General features: G+C 70.0%; 13 protein-coding genes. 9 read left to right on the forward strand and 4 right to left on the reverse strand.

Going from position 1 to position 16,492, the window contains the following annotated elements; all coding sequences use genetic code 11:
- Positions 1–278 precede the first annotated feature (278 nt).
- A complete protein-coding gene (locus JNUCC0626_RS43010; protein ID WP_285638881.1) occupies positions 279–677 on the forward strand; it encodes a DUF3040 domain-containing protein in 399 nt (132 codons plus the stop codon).
- An 82-nt stretch (positions 678–759) separates the two neighbouring features.
- Here JNUCC0626_RS43010 and JNUCC0626_RS43015 read toward each other — a convergent pair whose 3' ends face one another.
- The 3 genes from JNUCC0626_RS43015 to JNUCC0626_RS43025 are packed head-to-tail and all read right to left on the reverse strand — an operon-like array spanning position 760 to position 5,631.
- Complete coding sequence (locus JNUCC0626_RS43015; protein ID WP_394616370.1) at positions 760–3,309, reverse strand: transglutaminaseTgpA domain-containing protein; 2,550 nt, start codon at positions 3,307–3,309, stop codon at positions 760–762.
- 1 nt (position 3,310) lies between these two features.
- Positions 3,311–4,576 carry a DUF58 domain-containing protein gene (locus tag JNUCC0626_RS43020; protein ID WP_394616371.1) on the reverse strand — a complete coding sequence of 422 codons (1,266 nt, stop codon included), beginning with the start codon at positions 4,574–4,576 and terminating at the stop codon, positions 3,311–3,313.
- Between the two features lie 2 nt (positions 4,577–4,578).
- Positions 4,579–5,631 carry an AAA family ATPase gene (locus tag JNUCC0626_RS43025; RefSeq protein WP_394616372.1) on the reverse strand — a complete coding sequence of 351 codons (1,053 nt, stop codon included), beginning with the start codon at positions 5,629–5,631 and terminating at the stop codon, positions 4,579–4,581.
- Positions 5,632–6,081: 450 nt separating this feature from the next.
- Between JNUCC0626_RS43025 and mraZ the strand changes: the two genes are divergently transcribed.
- The 5 genes from mraZ (at position 6,082) to JNUCC0626_RS43050 (ending at position 11,417) form a co-directional block, all read left to right on the forward strand.
- Positions 6,082–6,513, forward strand: coding sequence for a division/cell wall cluster transcriptional repressor MraZ (gene mraZ / locus JNUCC0626_RS43030; protein WP_394616373.1), 432 nt, complete (start codon positions 6,082–6,084; stop codon positions 6,511–6,513).
- 167 nt (positions 6,514–6,680) lie between these two features.
- Positions 6,681–7,634, forward strand: a complete 954-nt coding sequence (rsmH, locus tag JNUCC0626_RS43035) for a 16S rRNA (cytosine(1402)-N(4))-methyltransferase RsmH (protein WP_394616374.1) — start codon at positions 6,681–6,683, stop codon at positions 7,632–7,634.
- Entirely contained in the window at positions 7,631–8,221 is a 591-nt protein-coding gene (locus tag JNUCC0626_RS43040; protein ID WP_394616375.1) for a hypothetical protein, read from the forward strand. The genes rsmH and JNUCC0626_RS43040 overlap by 4 nt, the downstream gene beginning before the upstream one ends.
- Before the next feature lies 1 nt (position 8,222).
- Positions 8,223–10,133, forward strand: a complete 1,911-nt coding sequence (locus JNUCC0626_RS43045; protein WP_394616376.1) for a peptidoglycan D,D-transpeptidase FtsI family protein — start codon at positions 8,223–8,225, stop codon at positions 10,131–10,133.
- 120 nt (positions 10,134–10,253) lie between these two features.
- Positions 10,254–11,417, forward strand: a complete 1,164-nt coding sequence (locus tag JNUCC0626_RS43050; protein WP_394616377.1) for a putative glycoside hydrolase — start codon at positions 10,254–10,256, stop codon at positions 11,415–11,417.
- Here the strand turns inward: JNUCC0626_RS43050 and JNUCC0626_RS43055 are convergent.
- Positions 11,414–12,136 carry a universal stress protein gene (locus JNUCC0626_RS43055; protein ID WP_394616378.1) on the reverse strand — a complete coding sequence of 241 codons (723 nt, stop codon included), beginning with the start codon at positions 12,134–12,136 and terminating at the stop codon, positions 11,414–11,416. The genes JNUCC0626_RS43050 and JNUCC0626_RS43055 overlap by 4 nt on opposite strands.
- A 288-nt stretch (positions 12,137–12,424) precedes the next feature.
- On the opposite strand from JNUCC0626_RS43055, the gene JNUCC0626_RS43060 reads away from it, so the two are divergent.
- Genes JNUCC0626_RS43060 through mraY form a run of 3 tightly spaced genes read left to right on the forward strand, consistent with a single transcriptional unit; the run spans position 12,425 to position 16,490 of the window.
- Complete coding sequence (locus tag JNUCC0626_RS43060; RefSeq protein ID WP_394616379.1) at positions 12,425–13,951, forward strand: UDP-N-acetylmuramoyl-L-alanyl-D-glutamate--2,6-diaminopimelate ligase; 1,527 nt, start codon at positions 12,425–12,427, stop codon at positions 13,949–13,951.
- Complete coding sequence (locus JNUCC0626_RS43065) at positions 13,948–15,408, forward strand: UDP-N-acetylmuramoyl-tripeptide--D-alanyl-D-alanine ligase (RefSeq protein ID WP_394616380.1); 1,461 nt, start codon at positions 13,948–13,950, stop codon at positions 15,406–15,408. Before JNUCC0626_RS43060 ends, JNUCC0626_RS43065 begins: the two co-directional genes overlap by 4 nt.
- Entirely contained in the window at positions 15,405–16,490 is a 1,086-nt protein-coding gene (gene mraY / locus JNUCC0626_RS43070; RefSeq protein WP_394616381.1) for a phospho-N-acetylmuramoyl-pentapeptide-transferase, read from the forward strand. Before JNUCC0626_RS43065 ends, mraY begins: the two co-directional genes overlap by 4 nt.
- Positions 16,491–16,492: the final 2 nt, after the last annotated feature.

Raw genomic sequence — 16,492 nt, forward strand, 5'->3', positions numbered from 1 at the left:
TGATCCGAGCAAGCGGGCCCGTCCAGAGCGGATCAGGAAGCCGAATCAGGCGTGAACGGAAGGCCACAAGGGGGTTGAGCGAGCCTCACGAAGGCCTCACCACTGCCCCAGGAGGATGATGGTGACAGAACAGACCGTATGAGAAGGCCGACTGGGTAGTCGCCGGGGCGCGCGGATCGTATCCTGGAAGGTGACGTCCCCAGGGGTGGGTCGTCCGCCGGGTTCGGCGGAAACCGAAAACACCCGGCGCCCGCGACCGCTGTGCCGGAGGAGGAACGATGCCACTCTCCGAGCACGAGCAGCGACTGCTCGACCAGATCGAGCGCGCGCTCTACGCCGAGGACCCGAAGTTCGCATCTACCGTACGGGGCGCCAAGTTGAGGCGGCCGTCCAAGCGACGCCGCGTGCAGGGCATCGTGTTGTTCGTGGTCGGCGTGGCCGCGCTCATCACCGGCGTGATGCTCCCGCAGCTCTCGATCGCCAGCATCCCCGTGGTGAGCGTCTTCGGCTTCCTGCTCATGTTCTTCGGTGCACTCATCACCCTGACGACGTTGCGTCGCGGTGACCAGGTCGCCGAGGGCGCGCAGGAGGACGGCGGCAAGCCCGCGCGCAGCCGCAGCTCGTTCTCCGAACGGATGGAAGAGCGCTTCCGCCGTCGCTTCGACGAAGAGCAGTAGACCCAGGCAGCGACCCGAAGATCCAACGCAACGGGCCCGCCCCCACGATGGGGAGCGGGCCCGTTGCGTTGCTACGAGGAACTCAGACCCCGGCCGGCTCGCGGTCCGGCACGTCGGCCACCGGCGCGGGCGCCGGCTTCAGCACCGACTTCGGGAACAGCTTCGCCCTGAACGACAGCGGGGCGTTCTGCCGCAACGACTGCCGCACCGCCTCCAGCGCGCCGGGCAACGACGGGTCGGCCGCCGGGTTCGGGCTGTACCAGGACCGCTCGATCGCCCCGATCACCGTGCGCAGGCCGTCCTTGCCCGCGTCGTCGAGGTTGTGCTCGCGGGCGAGGCGGCGTGCCGCGATCCGGATCGTCTCGGCGGCCGGCACGGCCGCGCCGCGGTCGATCGACTCGGCGATGAGTTCGCTCCAGGCCGCCGACGCCGCGTTCGGGCCGAGCCCGGTGACCTCGCGCAACCGTCCCCGCCGCCGCAGCTCCCGGACGGCCGCAGGGGTCGCCACGATGAAGAGCACCAGCACGACCGCCATGAGCACGTACGAGAACCAGGCCACGGCGAGCAGCACCGCGATCGTCCACAGCACGGCCGAGATCAGACCGCCGTAGCGGCGCAGCAGCGGCATCAGCCACGACTTCTTCCGGACCCTCGTCGTGGTCCCGTCCTGGCCCGGGTCGTTCCAGTTCGGCTGGTTCCCCGGCGGTGCGTCGGGCGGGACGACCGCGCTGGCGACCCTGCGCCGGAACAACTGGAAGACCAGCGCGAGCACGACGACGCCGCCGAAGGCCCACGGGACCCAGTCCTTCGACGTGTCCTCCACGGTCGCGTCACCGATGGCGGCGGCGTCCTCCTGACCGTCGGCCGACGTCGAGGGCTGCGCCGAACCGGTCGCGGACGGCGCCGAGGTCTCGGTCTGCGTCTCACCGGTCGGCAGCTCGTCCTGACCCTGCGCCTCCTCACGCAGGTACGGCGGCACGATGCCGCGCCCGTCGTCGACCGGGGTCGGGTCGAACGTCATCCAGCCGTAGTTCGGGAAGAAGATCTCGACCCACGCGTGCGCGTCTTCCGTGCTGATCGTGCGGTAGGACTGGTCCGGTGACAGCACACCGGCGGTGAAGCCGATCGCCACCCGCGACGGCAGCCCCACCACGCGTGCCATGACGGCCATCGCGGAGGCGTACTGCTCGCAGAAGCCGACCTTGCTCCTGGTCACGAAGTCGGTCAGCGCGTCCCTGTTGACGTCGCCCTGGGTCTTGAGCTCGTACTTGAACTCCGGGCCGTGGAAGAAGTCGGTCAGCTTCGCGGCCTTGTCGAAGTCGTTGGTCGCGCCCTCGACGATCTTCTTCGCGAGGTCCTGGACCTCCTGCTCGACGCCGCCGAACGCGTAGTACTCGCGGTCGACCGCGTTGGCCTGGGTCGGGGCGAGGCGCAGGGAGTTCTTCGACGGCGTCGTCAGCACCGTGTTGATCTCGTACGGCTCCGGTTCGAGCTCCTGCTGGGAGAAGATCACTCCCTTCTTCGCGTCGAACTGGTATTGGTCGTTCGGCGTCCGGATGGACCGGACCTTGCCGTAGATCGGCAGCCAGTAGCTCCGCCAGCTGCGCGGCTCGATGCTGATCGTGACCGAGTTGCCCTCGCCCCGGTCGCCTGCCTGCGCCGCGAGTTCGTCGCGCACGGCCGGACCACCGGGAGGCGAGCCGCGGTCCCAGCCCTTGTTCGGCACGTACTGCGCCAGGGTGGACGCCCGCATGTACACGGGCTCTTCCTTCGGCATGCCGCGGACGATGAACACCTCGGCGGACTGGCCGCGGTTCAGCATGCCGCGCAACGACGTCATCTCGCTGAGGCCGATGCCGCCCCGGCCGCCGCCCAGCGAACTGCTGCCGGGCAGCCGTCCGACCGTGCCGACGAACGTGAACGCCGCGCCGACCACCAGCGCGATCACCATCGCGATGGCCGCCACCGACGTCGCCGAGGAACCGGACCCGCTGGCCGAGCCGGACCCGAGCCGGCCGCGCCACGCCACGTGCCGGTGCTGGCCGTCGACCGCGAGCAGCATCGCGAACGCCGCCGCGCCCAGCACGAACGTCCAGAACGGCAGCATCTCGTCGGCGAGCGACGCGGGCACCGCGAACACGCACAGCAGCACCAGCCCGGACGCCGCCGGAGCCGCCGCGGCGACCGCGAGCGTGTCGACCAGGATCGCGACCAGGCCGATCGCGAGCACCACGAGCGCCTGGATCGCCGGCGACGCGTGCACCGGCGGAACCCCGGTCTGCACCTGCGCCACCGACTCCGCGAGCACGTCGCCGAGCTCGCCCAGGGCGTCGGGGCCGGGGATGAACAGGAAGATGCCCGACCGCGTGTGCAACGCGGTGAGCAGGCACAACAGCACGAAGACCTGGGCGACCGCCACCAGCGGCGGGGTCAGCCGGGTCGCGCGCAGGAACGCACCGGTCACGGTGATCGCGACGATCATCACGCCGATCCGGACGAGCCACAGGTCGCCCTCGATCACCCCGGACAGCGCGGTCGACGCGCACAGCACGGCCAGCGCGGCGATCCACGGCGTCGCCGAGGTGAACCACTCCGGTTCGGTGCTTCTGGCAGGAGCGGAACGGCTCCCCATCTCAGCCCACCTCCGAGCGGAACGACGGACCCCGGGTCCCTGCCGAGGCGCACAACTCCTGCCACACCTGCTGCATGGAGGCGGACGGTTTCGCGACCGCCACGCCCCAGCCCGCGCCCGCGAGCAGCCGCCGGGCGTCCTCGGGATCGGGGGCGGCCTGGTCGGTGCCACCGGCCCAGGCGTTCACGTCGAGCAGGACCGCGAGACTGCGGGTGCCGCGAGGCCGGTACCGGATGAGTTCCTCCGCCGACGCCGGCGACAGCCCTCCCAGCACCGCGATGACCTCCTGGCCCGCGCCGGGGTCGGTGCCGCCGCTCAGCTCACGGCGGTGCGAACCCTGCAACGCCGCGAGCGAGTCCAGCACCACGTGGTCGCTGTGCCCGCCGTCGGACGAGCCGCCCGCGAGCACCCGGCCGTCCTCGGAGACCAGGCGCACCTGGTGCCCGAAGTGGTGCAGGTGCAGGCAGATCGACGCGGAGAACGAGATGGCCCACTCGAGCGACGCCGTCGGACCGCTGCCCCGGTGCGCGTGCACCCGGTGGTCGATCAGCACGGTCGTGCCGCCGCGCCACGGGCGTTCCTCGACGCGCACCATCAGCTCGTCGCGCCGGGCCGTGGACCGCCAGTGCACCTTCCGCAGGTCGTCGCCCTGCCGGTACGGCCGCACGACCGCGTCGTCCTCGCCCTGACCGGCGCGCAGCCGCACCGAGCCGTCGTCGCCCGCGCCCATGCCGGACCCGCCGGGAAGCCCCGACAGCCGCACGACCCTGGGCACCACGACCAGGCGTGACCGGCCGGCGAGTTCGCGGTCGAACTCGGCCAGGCCGAACGGGTCGGTGATCCGCGCCATCAACGGTCCGACCTGCTGGATCCCGCGCATCACCGGCTTGAGCGGGTAGCGCAGGGACGTGGGCGTGTTGCGGGGCAGCCGTTCGACGAGGAACCGCGGCCGCGCGCCCAGGGCGTACGGGACGGTGTCCTCCAGCATCAGTCCGCCCGTGGGCAGCCGGCCGGTGCTGCGCAGGTCGAGCTTCACCTCGGACGCGGCGCCGACCGGCACCCGGCTCGGGGCGAGGTAGCGGGCGGCGTGCAACCCCACCCGAGCCCTCGTCGCGAGCCACGCGGCCAGCAACGGCAGCGCGATCACGAAGGCCGCGACCCGCAGCAGGTCGCGCTCGTTCAGCACGGCGGCGCACACTCCGGCGGCGAACCCCGCGGCCAGCAAGCATCTTCCGCGCGTGGTCAGACCGGAGAGTGCGGTGCGCATCGTTAGCGTGGCGTCCCTGCGTTGTTGTTGTTCATGCTGCGGACGAACGCCGCACTCGGGTCCAGCGCCGCGGTGGGCACCGGCACGCGCTGCAGGAGCGCCCTGATCAGTTCGGCGGGGGACCGGCGCGCGGCCTGGGCCTCCGCGGTCAGCACCAGCCGGTGGGCCAGCACCGGGATGGCCACCGCGTGGACGTCGTCCGGCACCACGAAGTCGCGCCCGGCCAGCGCGGCCTGCGCGCGGGCGGCCCGGACGAGGTGCAGCGTCGACCGCGGCGAGGCGCCGAGGCGCAGTTCCGGCAGGCGGCGCGTCGCCGAGACCAGTTCGACGGCGTAGCGGCGGACCTCCGGCGAGAGGTGCACCCGGCGCACGGCGTCGATCAGCCGCAGGATCTGCGCGGCGTCCGAGACCGGCCGCAGGTCGTCGAGCGGGTTGTGGCCCGCGTGCTCGTCGACCATCGCGAGTTCGGCCTGCGGGTCCGGGTACCCGACCGACACGCGCGCGGTGAACCTGTCGCGCTGCGCCTCGGGGAGGGCGTAGGTGCCCTCCATCTCGATCGGGTTCTGCGTCGCGATCACCATGAACGGCGACCCCAGCGGGTAGGTGTTGCCGTCGACCGTGACCTGGTGTTCCTCCATGCACTCCAGCAACGCGGACTGCGTCTTGGGGGAGGCGCGGTTGATCTCGTCGCCGACGACGATGTTCGCGAAGATCGGGCCCGGCCGGAACTCGAAGTCGTTCTCCTGCCGGTTGTAGATCGACGAGCCGGTGATGTCGCTCGGCAGCAGGTCGGGCGTGAACTGCACGCGGCTCACCGTGCAGTCGATCGAACGGGCCAGCGCTTTGGCCAGCGAGGTCTTGCCGACACCCGGCACGTCCTCGACCAGCAGGTGCCCCTCGGCGAGCAGCGTCACCAGGGCGAGGCGGACCACGTCGGGTTTGCCGACGAGCACCCGCTCCACGTTGGCGGCGATCCGCTGGACGGCGCCGTGCAACTCACCCAGAACCTGATCGACCGGCGCGTGACTGTTCGCGCTTGGGCTTCCCGGCGTCACTAAACCTCCAGCAGCCGTGTCCGGAACACGGACGTGTGAGCGTTTCACGCAGTGTGTCAAACCACGGCTAAGCGCCGTTACCCGAAGTGTGAACTGACTGGGGGTCACCCTGCCACGTGCCCTGCACCGCCGGGCTCGACCGGGTTCGCGCCACCACTGTCCACCTTCCCCCACCGCCCCGCCGTCACACGCCGTTTTCCTGGAATTTTCTAGGCCGTTCGAGTGCTTAATCGCGGCTGAACCCTCACCCGCCACGGTGGTGCCACACGAGTTCCCCCACCGTCCCCCCACGCCGCCCCACGGCGTCTACCTGCACAAACGAGTTTCGACATGCTGCGTAAACACCTGTTTCAACGTTGACTGTGGTGAAAAGTGGGGTACTGTGGCGGCCGGTGGGGCAGACGGGGGCTCCACTGCCGGTCTCGTCGCCCGGCAAGGGAGGTGGCTGCCGTGTTCCTGGGCACTCACTACCCGCGCCTCGACGACAAAGGTCGGCTGACACTGCCTGCGAAGTTCCGGGACGAACTGGCGGGAGGTCTCATGGTCACCAAGGGCCAGGACCACTGCCTGTACGTGTTTCCCCGGGCTGAGTTCGAGCAGATGGCGAGGAAGGTCGCCGAGGCGCCGTTCACCAACGACGCCGTACGCGCCTACCAGCGGTATCTGTTCGCGGGCACGGACGAGCAGCGTCCGGACGGTCAGGGCCGCGTCCTGATCGCACCGGAACTGCGCCGGTATGCCGGGCTGACCAAGGAGTGCGTGGTCGTCGGCGCGTTCACCAGGTTGGAGATCTGGGACGCGCAGGCCTGGCAGACCTATCTCGACGAGCACGAGGACGGCTACGCCACCGCTCGCGAGGAGGTCATTCCGGGCGTCTTCTGATGGCGGTCAGCCGAGCAACAGGCCGGATGTTCCACACGCGATTCGGGTGCCGTGAGGCCTCGGTCCGCTCGACTATCGGCCCTGGCGCACCTTCCCCGGCGCCAGGTTCGACGGGCGGGCGGGGACCTGACGTCACCCGAAACGCGCATCAGGGGAGTAGAGGGACGATGGATCAGCCGCGGCACGTACCGGTGCTGCTGGACCGCGTCCTGGAACTCTTCGCTCCGGCGCTGCACGGCAAGCCTGCCATCGTTGTCGACACGACTCTCGGCATGGGCGGGCACTCCGACGCGCTGTTGAGCGCCCACCCGGAACTCACGCTCATCGGGCTCGACCGCGACCCGCAGGCCATCGAGATGGCAGGCAAGAGGCTCGCGCGCCACGGTGACCGCGTCCACCTCGTCAACGTCACCTACGACAACATCGACGAAGCCGTGGAAGACCTCGGGTACTCGAAGGTCGACGGCGTGCTGATGGACCTCGGCGTGTCCTCGTTGCAGCTCGACGAGGAGGAACGCGGGTTCGCGTACTCCAAGGACGCCCCGCTCGACATGCGGATGTCCAAGGGCACCGGCATGACGGCGGCGGACGTGCTCAACACGTACTCGCACGGCGACCTCGCGCGGATCCTCTCGACCTACGGCGAGGAGCGGTTCGCGGGCAAGATCGCCTCGGCGGTGCTGCGCGAACGCGACAAGGAGCCGTTCACCAACTCCGGACGGCTGGTCGAGCTGCTCTACGCCGTCGTGCCCGCGGCCTCGCGGCGCACCGGCGGGCACCCGGCCAAGCGCACGTTCCAGGCGTTGCGGATCGAGGTCAACGGCGAGCTGGAGTCGTTGCGGCTGGCCCTGCCCGCGGCACTGGGCGTGCTCGGCGTCGGCGGCCGGATCGTCGTGGAGTCCTACCAGTCCCTCGAGGACCGGATGGTCAAGCAGGCGTTCGCGGAACTGGCGAAGTCGAAGACGCCGCCGGGGCTGCCGGTCGAGCTGCCGGGCCACGGGCCCGAGATCAAGCTGCTGACCAAGGGCGCCGAGCTGGCGAACGAGCAGGAGATCGAGGACAACCCGCGTGCGGCGCCGGTGCGCCTGCGGGCGGCGGAGCGGATCGGAGATCCGAGATGACGGCACCCGCACGCGTCGGTGGGTCGTCGCCCCGCGACCCGTCCAAGGACAAGAGCGAGCAGAAGGACAAGGCCCGCCGCCGTTCGGCCGGTGCCGAACGCGCCTACGCCCGCCGGGCCCAGCGCGCCCAGAACCTGCGGGGTGGCTCGGCCGCGCCGCAGCAGAAGATCGCGTCCAAGGCGCCGTTCGTCGTGCTCGTGATGCTCGTGCTCGGCGCGGGCGTCGCCGGGATCCTGTACTTCTCGACCCAGGCCGCCGCCGACACCTACCGCCTGCAGGAGGCGCGCGCCGAGGCCGAGCGGCTGACGTTGCAGATGGAACAGCTGCGCCGCGAGGTGGCGTTGCTGGAGTCGCCGACCGACCTCGCGCGCCGCGCGGGGGAGATGGGTCTCGTCGAGCCGACGAACCCGGCCAGGCTGCGGCAGAACCCGGACGGCTCGATCGAGGAGTTCGGCAAGCCGAGCCCGGCGACCAAGTCGACGCCGCCGCCCCCGCCGTCGTCGGAGAACCCGCCGCCGCCCGCGGGCCAGCAGCCCCCGGCCGGCCAGACGCCGCCCGCCGGTCAGACGCCCCCGGCGGGTGGCTGAGATGCCGGGTCCGCAGACCAGGGGACCGCGCCGCCCGTTGTCGGTGCGCGGTTCGCGCCCGGCCACGCGGCTGGGCGGCAACAGCAGGGTGCGCATCGCCGTCGGTCGCATCCTGCTGATCGGCGCGTTGCTGATCGCGGGCGTCAAGCTCGTCCAGGTGCAGGGCATCCAGGCGGCGGAGCTGTCGCAGCAGGCGCAGAAGCAGCGCACCACGCCGATCCCCATCCCCTCCGAACGCGGCTCGATCCTCGACCGCAACGGCAACCAGCTCGCGTTCTCGATCGAGGTGCGCGCGCTCTACGTCCTCCCGCAGCGCGCCCGCAAGACGTGGGACGAGGCGCACGCGAAGGACGCGAAGAAGTACCCAGGCACGTACGAGGACCACGCGCGCGAGATCGCGAAGTTCATGTCGGCGACGCTCGGTCCCGAGGTCAACGGCGAGAAGACCGACGAGGAGTCGCTCTACGAGCAGCTCGTGCAGGACATCACCTACGAGGTGCTGGCCAGGGAGGCCGAGCCGGCCAAGGCCGCGAAGATCGTCGAGAAGTTCCCGTCGGACATCGGCTCGGAGTACCGCTCCAAGCGCATCTACCCCAACGGCGACCTGGCCGCGAACATCATCGGCGCGGCGAACTGGCGCGAGGACGAGAAGCCGCCGACCGTCCAGGGCATCCTCGGGCTGGAGAACGCGCAGGACAACGTGCTCGCCGGCCGCACGGGCCGCCGCGTGGTCGACACGATGTCGGGTGACGACACGCTCGTCATCCCGAACACCGAACGCGAGCTGGTGAAGCCGCAGCCGGGCAAGAGCCTCGAGCTGACGATCGACATCGACACCCAGTACGCCGTCCAGAAGATGGTCTCCGACTACACCAAGAAGTCGGGCGCGAAGAACGGCTCCGCCGTCGTGCTGGACAGCCGCACCGGCGAGATCGTCGCGATGGCCAACGACAAGACGTACGACCCGACGGACTTCGGCAAGGCCTCCGAGGACCAGAAGCGCAACACCGCCGTCGCCTACAGCTTCGAGCCGGGCTCGGTGAACAAGATCGTCACGGCCGCGGCCGCCGTCGAGTACGGCCTGCACAAGCCGGACGACGTGCTGCAGGTGCCGGGGTCGATCAAGGTCGCCGACCGGACCATCCGCGACGCCTGGAACCACCCCACCGTGCCCATGTCGTTCACCGGCGTGTTCGCGAAGTCCTCGAACGTCGGCACGCTGCTCGCCGCCCAGGAGGTCGGCCAGGAGCGCTACGCCGAGATGCTGCAGAAGTTCGGTCTCGGCCGCCGCACCCAGTCCGGCGTCCCGGCCGAGGAGGCGGGCCAGGTCCCGCCGCTCAACCAGTGGTCCGGCTCGACCTTCGGCAACCTGCCGATCGGCCAGGGCCTCTCGATGACGTTGCTCCAGATGACCGGCATGTACCAGGCCATCGCGAACGACGGCGTGCGCATCCCGCCGCGGCTGATCCGCGCCGAGATCGGCGAGGAGGGCTCGCGGTCGGAGAAGCAGCGGCCCGACGGCGTGCGCGTCGTGTCGGCGGAGACCGCGAAGACCGTCCGCGACATGTTCCGCTCGGTCACGCAGTCGGACCCGCGCGACGCGAACCAGAACGGCACCGGCAAGCAGGCCGCGCTGCCCGGCTACCAGGTCGCGGGCAAGACCGGCACGGCGCAGCAGATCGACCAGAACTGCAAGTGCTACTCGCAGTCGCAGTACTGGATCACGTTCGCCGGGATCCTGCCGGCGGACAACCCGCGCTACGTCGTGGGGATCATGCTGGACGCGCCCACCGGCACCCAGTTCAGCTCGTCGGCGGCGCCCCTGTTCCACGACATCGCGACGTTCCTGACGCAGCGGTTCCAGGTGCCGATGTCGGTCGAGCAGACGCCGTTCGTGCAGTTGCAGATGTAGTCCCAAAGTTATCGGTCAATATTTCGCCGTAATGAGACCCGTTCCGTCACGTCTAATACTCCGAAACCGGAGTGGCAAGGCGAGATGGGGTTCGGCGTGCGTTCCTTCAGCATTGCGATCTTGGCGGGCGTCCTGGCGGTGACGATCATTCCCGCAGCTCAGGCAGACGAGGATCCGTCCGTGGTCGATTCTTTCTGGCTCCACATGAACAGCACGCAGATCAGCGAGAAAATGATCTCCGTCGAGGCTCAGCGACGTTCTCACGTTGTTCTGAACGCCTGGGAAAAGGATCTTGCGGCGAAGCTCAAAGCGGCTAATCCGAAGATCCAGACCTTCGTCTACAAAGATCTTTCTTCCACGCGTGGCTACGCCTGCGAGAACGGCGTCGACGACGTCGATCTCCCCACCGGTGTCGGGTACTGCGCGGCCGACCCGTCGTGGTTCCTGACCGACGCCTCAGGTGATCGGTTCGAGTACGACGGCTACGAGGACCACTGGCAGATGGACGTCGGCAACGCCGAGTACCAGAACGCCTGGGCCGACAACGTCGTGAAGTCGTCGTCCGGCGCGTTCGACGGCGTCTTCATGGACAACGCCCTGTTCGCCTGCGACACCTACCACGACGGCGTGTGCCCGGCGAAGTACCCGACCGACGAGTCGATGCGCGACGCCTACCGCTCGATGCTCGCCAACACCCGGCAGAAGTTCGTGGACGCGGGCCTCAAGACCGTCGCGAACATGTCGAACGCCCGCCTGCACGACGGCGCGTGGGACAGCTACGTCGAACACCTCGACGGCGGCTTCGACGAGTGGTGGCTGACCTTCGGCGACTCCGACCTGCTCTCCGAGTACTCACAGGGCTGGAGCCGGCAGATCGAGCAGATCACCGCCAACGAGGCCAAGGGCAAGATCACCTGGGTCCAGCCGCACCACAGCGGCGCCGAGCAGCCGTTCCGCTACGCCTTCGCGAGCTACCTGCTGGCCGCGGGCGAGAACGCGGCGATCTCCGAGATCGAGGAGACCGACCGCTACGACACCCCGTCGCAGTGGCGCGCCGAGTACGACTGGGACCTCGGCGACCCGCTCGGCGCGCACTTCGAGATCGCGAAGAACGTGCACCAGCGCGACTTCGAGTGCGGCACGGTGATCGTCAACGCCAACCGCACCGGCAACGCGCCGCTCACCGTCCGCCTCGCCTCGACGCAGCTCAACGAGCACAACGCGCCGGTGAACTTCGTGGTGCTGCCCGGCACGACCGGAACGGTCCTGCGCAAGGCCTGCTAGTCGTTCGCGGGCTCCGCGCGGGCCACCAGCACGGGGCACGACGCGTGGTGCAACGCGGCCCGCGTGACCAGCCCGACCCCGTCGTGCTGTCCGCCGCGTCCCACCACGACGAGGTCGGAGTCCAACGACGCCAGCGACTCGTGCGGGTGCCGCGCCTCCACCCGCACCTCGGGCGTCAGCTCGGGAGCCGTCGTCCGCAGGAACAACACGGCCCGGCGCACTGCGGCCTCGTCCCGCGCCATCGCCGACTCGTGCTGCGTCGGCAGGTGGATGTGCAGCAACCGCAGCCGCGCTCGGCGGGTGCGGCAGAGCTCGACCGCGCGCCGCAGCACGACCGGGTCCTCGCACCCGCCGACGGCAGCGGTGACCCAGCCGTGTTCGCCGCGGATCGCCTGAGGCCGTCCGCGCACCACCACGACCCCGCACCGCGCGCGGCGCAACACCGGCAGGACGAGGGATCCCAGACCCAGGCCGCGGTGCTGTTCTCCCTTGCACCCCAAGACCAAGGTCGCGCTCGAATCCGACGCCCCCACCAGTGCGGCCACCGGGTCGTCACCACTGGGGCGGAAGTGCGCGGTGAGCATCGGCAGTCGTTCCAGGACCTTCTGGACCGTCGTGTCACCGGGGTCCGCGAGGTACACCTGGAGATCCGTCCTGAGCGACCACGCGTGCCGCGCGGCCCACTCGAACGCCTGGTACGCGAATTCGGAAGTGTCCACTCCCACCGTGACGGACCTGCTGAAATCCGGTGCCCAGAAGGAGAATCTCCTGGGTTCCACCGCCGTGCGTGTTCTCATCGCCGCCTCCTGCCGCGCTCTACCTCACCGCAGCCGGACCAGTGCCCACAGGGCCGGAAGTCACAAGGCGGGCAGGAACTTGTTCGGCCGGACGGGCTCGCTCACGCAGACCAGCGCGCACGGCCACCCGAACGGCGCAGAGTCGCAGATCATCACCCGTTCGCCAACGCGCCGCTCACCCACTCCGCGCAGGCCGGTAGCCTCTCGCCCGTGCCTGCCAAGCTCGAGGGCAAGGTCGCGACCGCCCCGCCCCGCCCCACTGCCATCCGCCCTGCTTCCGTGGCTGCTCTCGCCGCGGTCGCCGACGTGCACCTGACCAGGCCAGCGCATGCCGACGTCCAGGTGACAGGGGTAACTCTGCGTGCTCAGCACGTGGTCGCCGGAGACCTCTACGCCGCGCTGCCCGGCGCGCACGTCCACGGTGCCGACTTCGCCGACCAGGCGATCGCGAACGGCGCCGTCGCCGTGCTGACGGACGAGGCCGGGGCCGCGCGCGACTCCCTCAAAGACGTGCCCGTGCTGATCCACCCGCGCCCTCGTGAGGTCGTGGGCCTGCTCGCCGCGCACGTCTACGGACGGCCGTCGCAGAAGGTCAAGCTGTGGGGGGTCACCGGCACGTCCGGCAAGACCACCACCACGTACATGATCGAGTCGGTGTTGCGCGCCGCCGGGAAGCACACGGGCCTGATCGGCACCGTCGGCACCCGGATCGGCAGCGAGCAGCTCGGCAGCTCGCACACCACGCCCGAGGCGCCGGACCTGCAGGCGTTGTTCGCGGTGATGGCCGAGCGCGGGGTCACCGACGTGGCGATGGAGGTGTCGAGCCACGCGCTGCACATGGGCCGCGTCGCCGCCACCGAGTTCGAGATCGGCGCGTTCACGAACCTCAGCCAGGACCACCTCGACTTCCACGCCGACATGGAGGAGTACTTCCAGGTCAAGGCGCAGCTGTTCGACGGCCGCGCGCGCAAGGAGGTCGTCTGCGTCGACGGCGAGTGGGGCCCGCGGCTGGTGAAGCCCGGCACGGTCACCGTCGCCTCGACCACCGACGCCGACTGGACCGCGAGCGACGTCGAGGTCAGCGCGACCGGCGAGCAGACGTTCACCGCGCACGGCCCGGACGGCGACCTCCGCATCCACCTGCCGCTCGCGGGCAGCTTCAACATCACGAACGCCCTGCTGGCGATCGCCTGCCTGCACCTCGAGGGCATCAGCGGCGAGGCCATCGCGGAAGGGCTCGCGAACGTCCAGGTGCCCGGCCGCATGCAGCGCGTCGACGAGGGCCAGGACTTCACCGCCGTCGTCGACTACTCGCACAAGCCCGCCGCCGTGGCGCTCGCGCTGGACGCGGTCAGGGCCAAGACCGACGGCCGCGTGATCATCGTGCTGGGCTGCGGTGGCGACCGCGACCGGGCGAAGCGCCCGCTGATGGGTGAGGCCGCCGCGCAACGGGCCGAGGTGTTGATCATCACCGATGACAACCCGAGGAGCGAAGACGCGTCCTCTATTCGGGCCGCCATGCTCGAAGGGGCGCTCGCCACCGAGAACCGGGGCGAGGTGCTGGAGATCGGCGACCGGAGGCTCGCGATCGAGAAGGCCGTCGAGCTCGCACATCCGGGTGACGTCGTCGTCGTGGCGGGCAAGGGACACGAGACGGGACAAGAGATCGCCGGCGTGATCCATCCGTTCTCGGACGTCGAGACGCTGACCGCCGCGATCAGAGAGGCGCACCGTTGATCGCACTCACGCTCGCCGAGATCGCAGAGATCGTCGGCGGACGGTTGCACGCGACCGATGGCAGTCCGGTGGTCACCGGCACCATCGAGTTCGACACGCGCAAGGTCACCGAGGGGGGCCTCTTCCTGGCGTTGCCCGGTGAACGCGTGGACGGCCACGACTTCGCCGCCCAGGCCGTCGCCTCGGGTGCCGCCGGGGTGCTGGCCGGCCGCGAGGTCGACGCGCCGTCGGTGATCGCGCCGCCGGTGGAGACCAAGCACGCCAACGCCTACGTGCTCGCCGGTGATCGCAACGGCGAGGGCGCGGCGGTGCTCGAAGCGCTGGCCAAGCTCGCCCGGTACGTCACGGACCGCCTGAAGGACCTCACGATCGTCGGCATCACCGGCTCGGCGGGCAAGACGTCCACCAAGGACCTCATCGCCCAGGTGCTGAGCCCGGTCGGCGAGACCATCGCGCCGCCCGGTTCGTTCAACAACGAGCTCGGCCACCCGTGGACGGCGCTGAGGGCCACCGAAGACACGAAGTTCCTGGTGCTGGAGCTGTCCGCGCGCGGCATCGGCCACATCGCGAACCTGTGCGAGGTCGCGCCGCCGAAGTTCGGCGCCGTGCTCAACGTCGGCACCGCGCACCTCAGCGAGTTCGGCTCGCGCGAGGGCATCGCGCAGGGCAAGGGCGAGCTGGTCGAGTCGCTGTCGGAGGACGGCGTCGCGATCCTGAACGCCGACGACCCGCTGGTCGCGGGCATGGCGAGCCGCACGAAGGCCAAGGTCGTCCTCGTCGGCGAGAGCCAGAACGCGGATGTGCGCGCCATCGACATCGACCTGGATGAGCAGGCCCGCGCGAGCTTCACGCTGAAGACCGCGCAGGGCGAGGCACGCGTCCAGCTCACGCTCAACGGCGAGCACCAGGTCGGCAACGCCCTGGTCGCCGCCGCGATCGCGCTCGAACTGGGCGCCACGCCGGAAGAGGTGGCGCAGCGGCTCGGTGCGGCGGAGCGGGTTTCCGCGCACCGCATGGTGATCACCGAACGCGCGGACGGCGTGACGGTGATCGACGACGCCTACAACGCGAACCCCGACTCGGTGCGCGCGGCGTTGAAGTCGCTCGCCTCGATCGCGCGCGCCACGACGCCCGCCCGCCGCAGCTGGGCCGTCCTCGGCCCGATGGCGGAACTGGGCGACGACGCGGTGCGCGAGCACGACGAGATCGGCCGTCTGGTGGTGCGCCTGGACATCAGCAAGCTGGTCGTGGTCGGTGACCCGGCCCGCGCGATGCACCAGGGTGCCCACCTGGAAGGATCTTGGGGAGACGAATCCGTCCTGGTGCCGGACGCGGACGCGGCCATCGCGTTGCTCTCGGGGGAAGTCCGGCCCGGTGACGTAGTGCTGGTCAAGGCATCCAACGCCTACCGCCTGTGGCGCATCGCCGAGGCCCTGCTGGAGGCAGGAACCAAGTGAAGAGCATTCTGATCGCGGCCGCGATCGCACTCGCGGTGTCCATCCTGCTGACGCCTTACCTGATCAAGGTCTTCTCGCGGCAGGGCTTCGGCCAGGAGATCCGCGAGGACGGTCCGCAGCACCACAAGACCAAGCGCGGCACGCCGACGATGGGTGGCCTCGCCATCCTGGTCGCGATGTGGGCCGGCTACCTCGGCACGCACCTCGTGAACTCGATGTCGGCCTCGGCGTCGGGGCAGACCCCGACGGCGTCCGGCCTGCTCGTGCTGATGCTGACGACGTCGCTGGGCCTGGTCGGCTTCCTCGACGACTTCATCAAGATCCGCAAGGCCCGCAACCTGGGCCTGAACAAGACGGCGAAGCTGGTCGGCCAGTTCATCGCGACCATCACGTTCGCGATCCTGGTGCTCCAGTTCCCGAACAAGGAAGGCCTGACGCCCGCGTCGGTCAACCTGTCGTTCGTGCGCGACATCCCGGTGGTCTCGTTCGGCGTCATCGGGTTCATCGTCTTCTGCTACGGCATGGTCGCCGCGTGGTCGAACGCGGTGAACCTGACCGACGGTCTGGACGGCCTCGCCGGCGGTTCGTCGGCGATGGTGTTCGGCACCTACGTCGTCATCTCGTTCTGGCAGTTCCGCTACAACTGCTCCAGCTACGCCGTGGCCGGGTGTTACGACGTCCGCGACCCGCTCGACCTCGCGGTGATCGCCGCGGCGGCGATGGCGGGCTGCATCGGCTTCCTCTGGTGGAACGCCGCTCCGGCCAAGATCTTCATGGGTGACACCGGGTCGCTCGCGCTCGGCGGCCTCGTCGCCGGTCTCGCGATCGCCACCCGCACCGAGCTGCTGATGATCGTCATCGGTGGTCTGTTCGTGGTCGAGGCCCTGTCGGTGGCGTTGCAGGTCGCGGTCTTCCGCAGCTCGCGACGGCGTCTGTTCCGCATGGCCCCGTTCCACCACCACTTCGAGCTAGCGGGCTGGGCGGAAACCACGGTCATCATCCGGTTCTGGTTGATGGCCGGCATCTGCTGCATGTTCGGGCTCGGCGTGTTCTACAGCGAGTGGCTGACGGGCGGTTTCTAGAG

This window comes from Lentzea sp. JNUCC 0626, assembly GCF_043632865.1.
GTDB lineage: Bacteria > Actinomycetota > Actinomycetes > Mycobacteriales > Pseudonocardiaceae > Lentzea.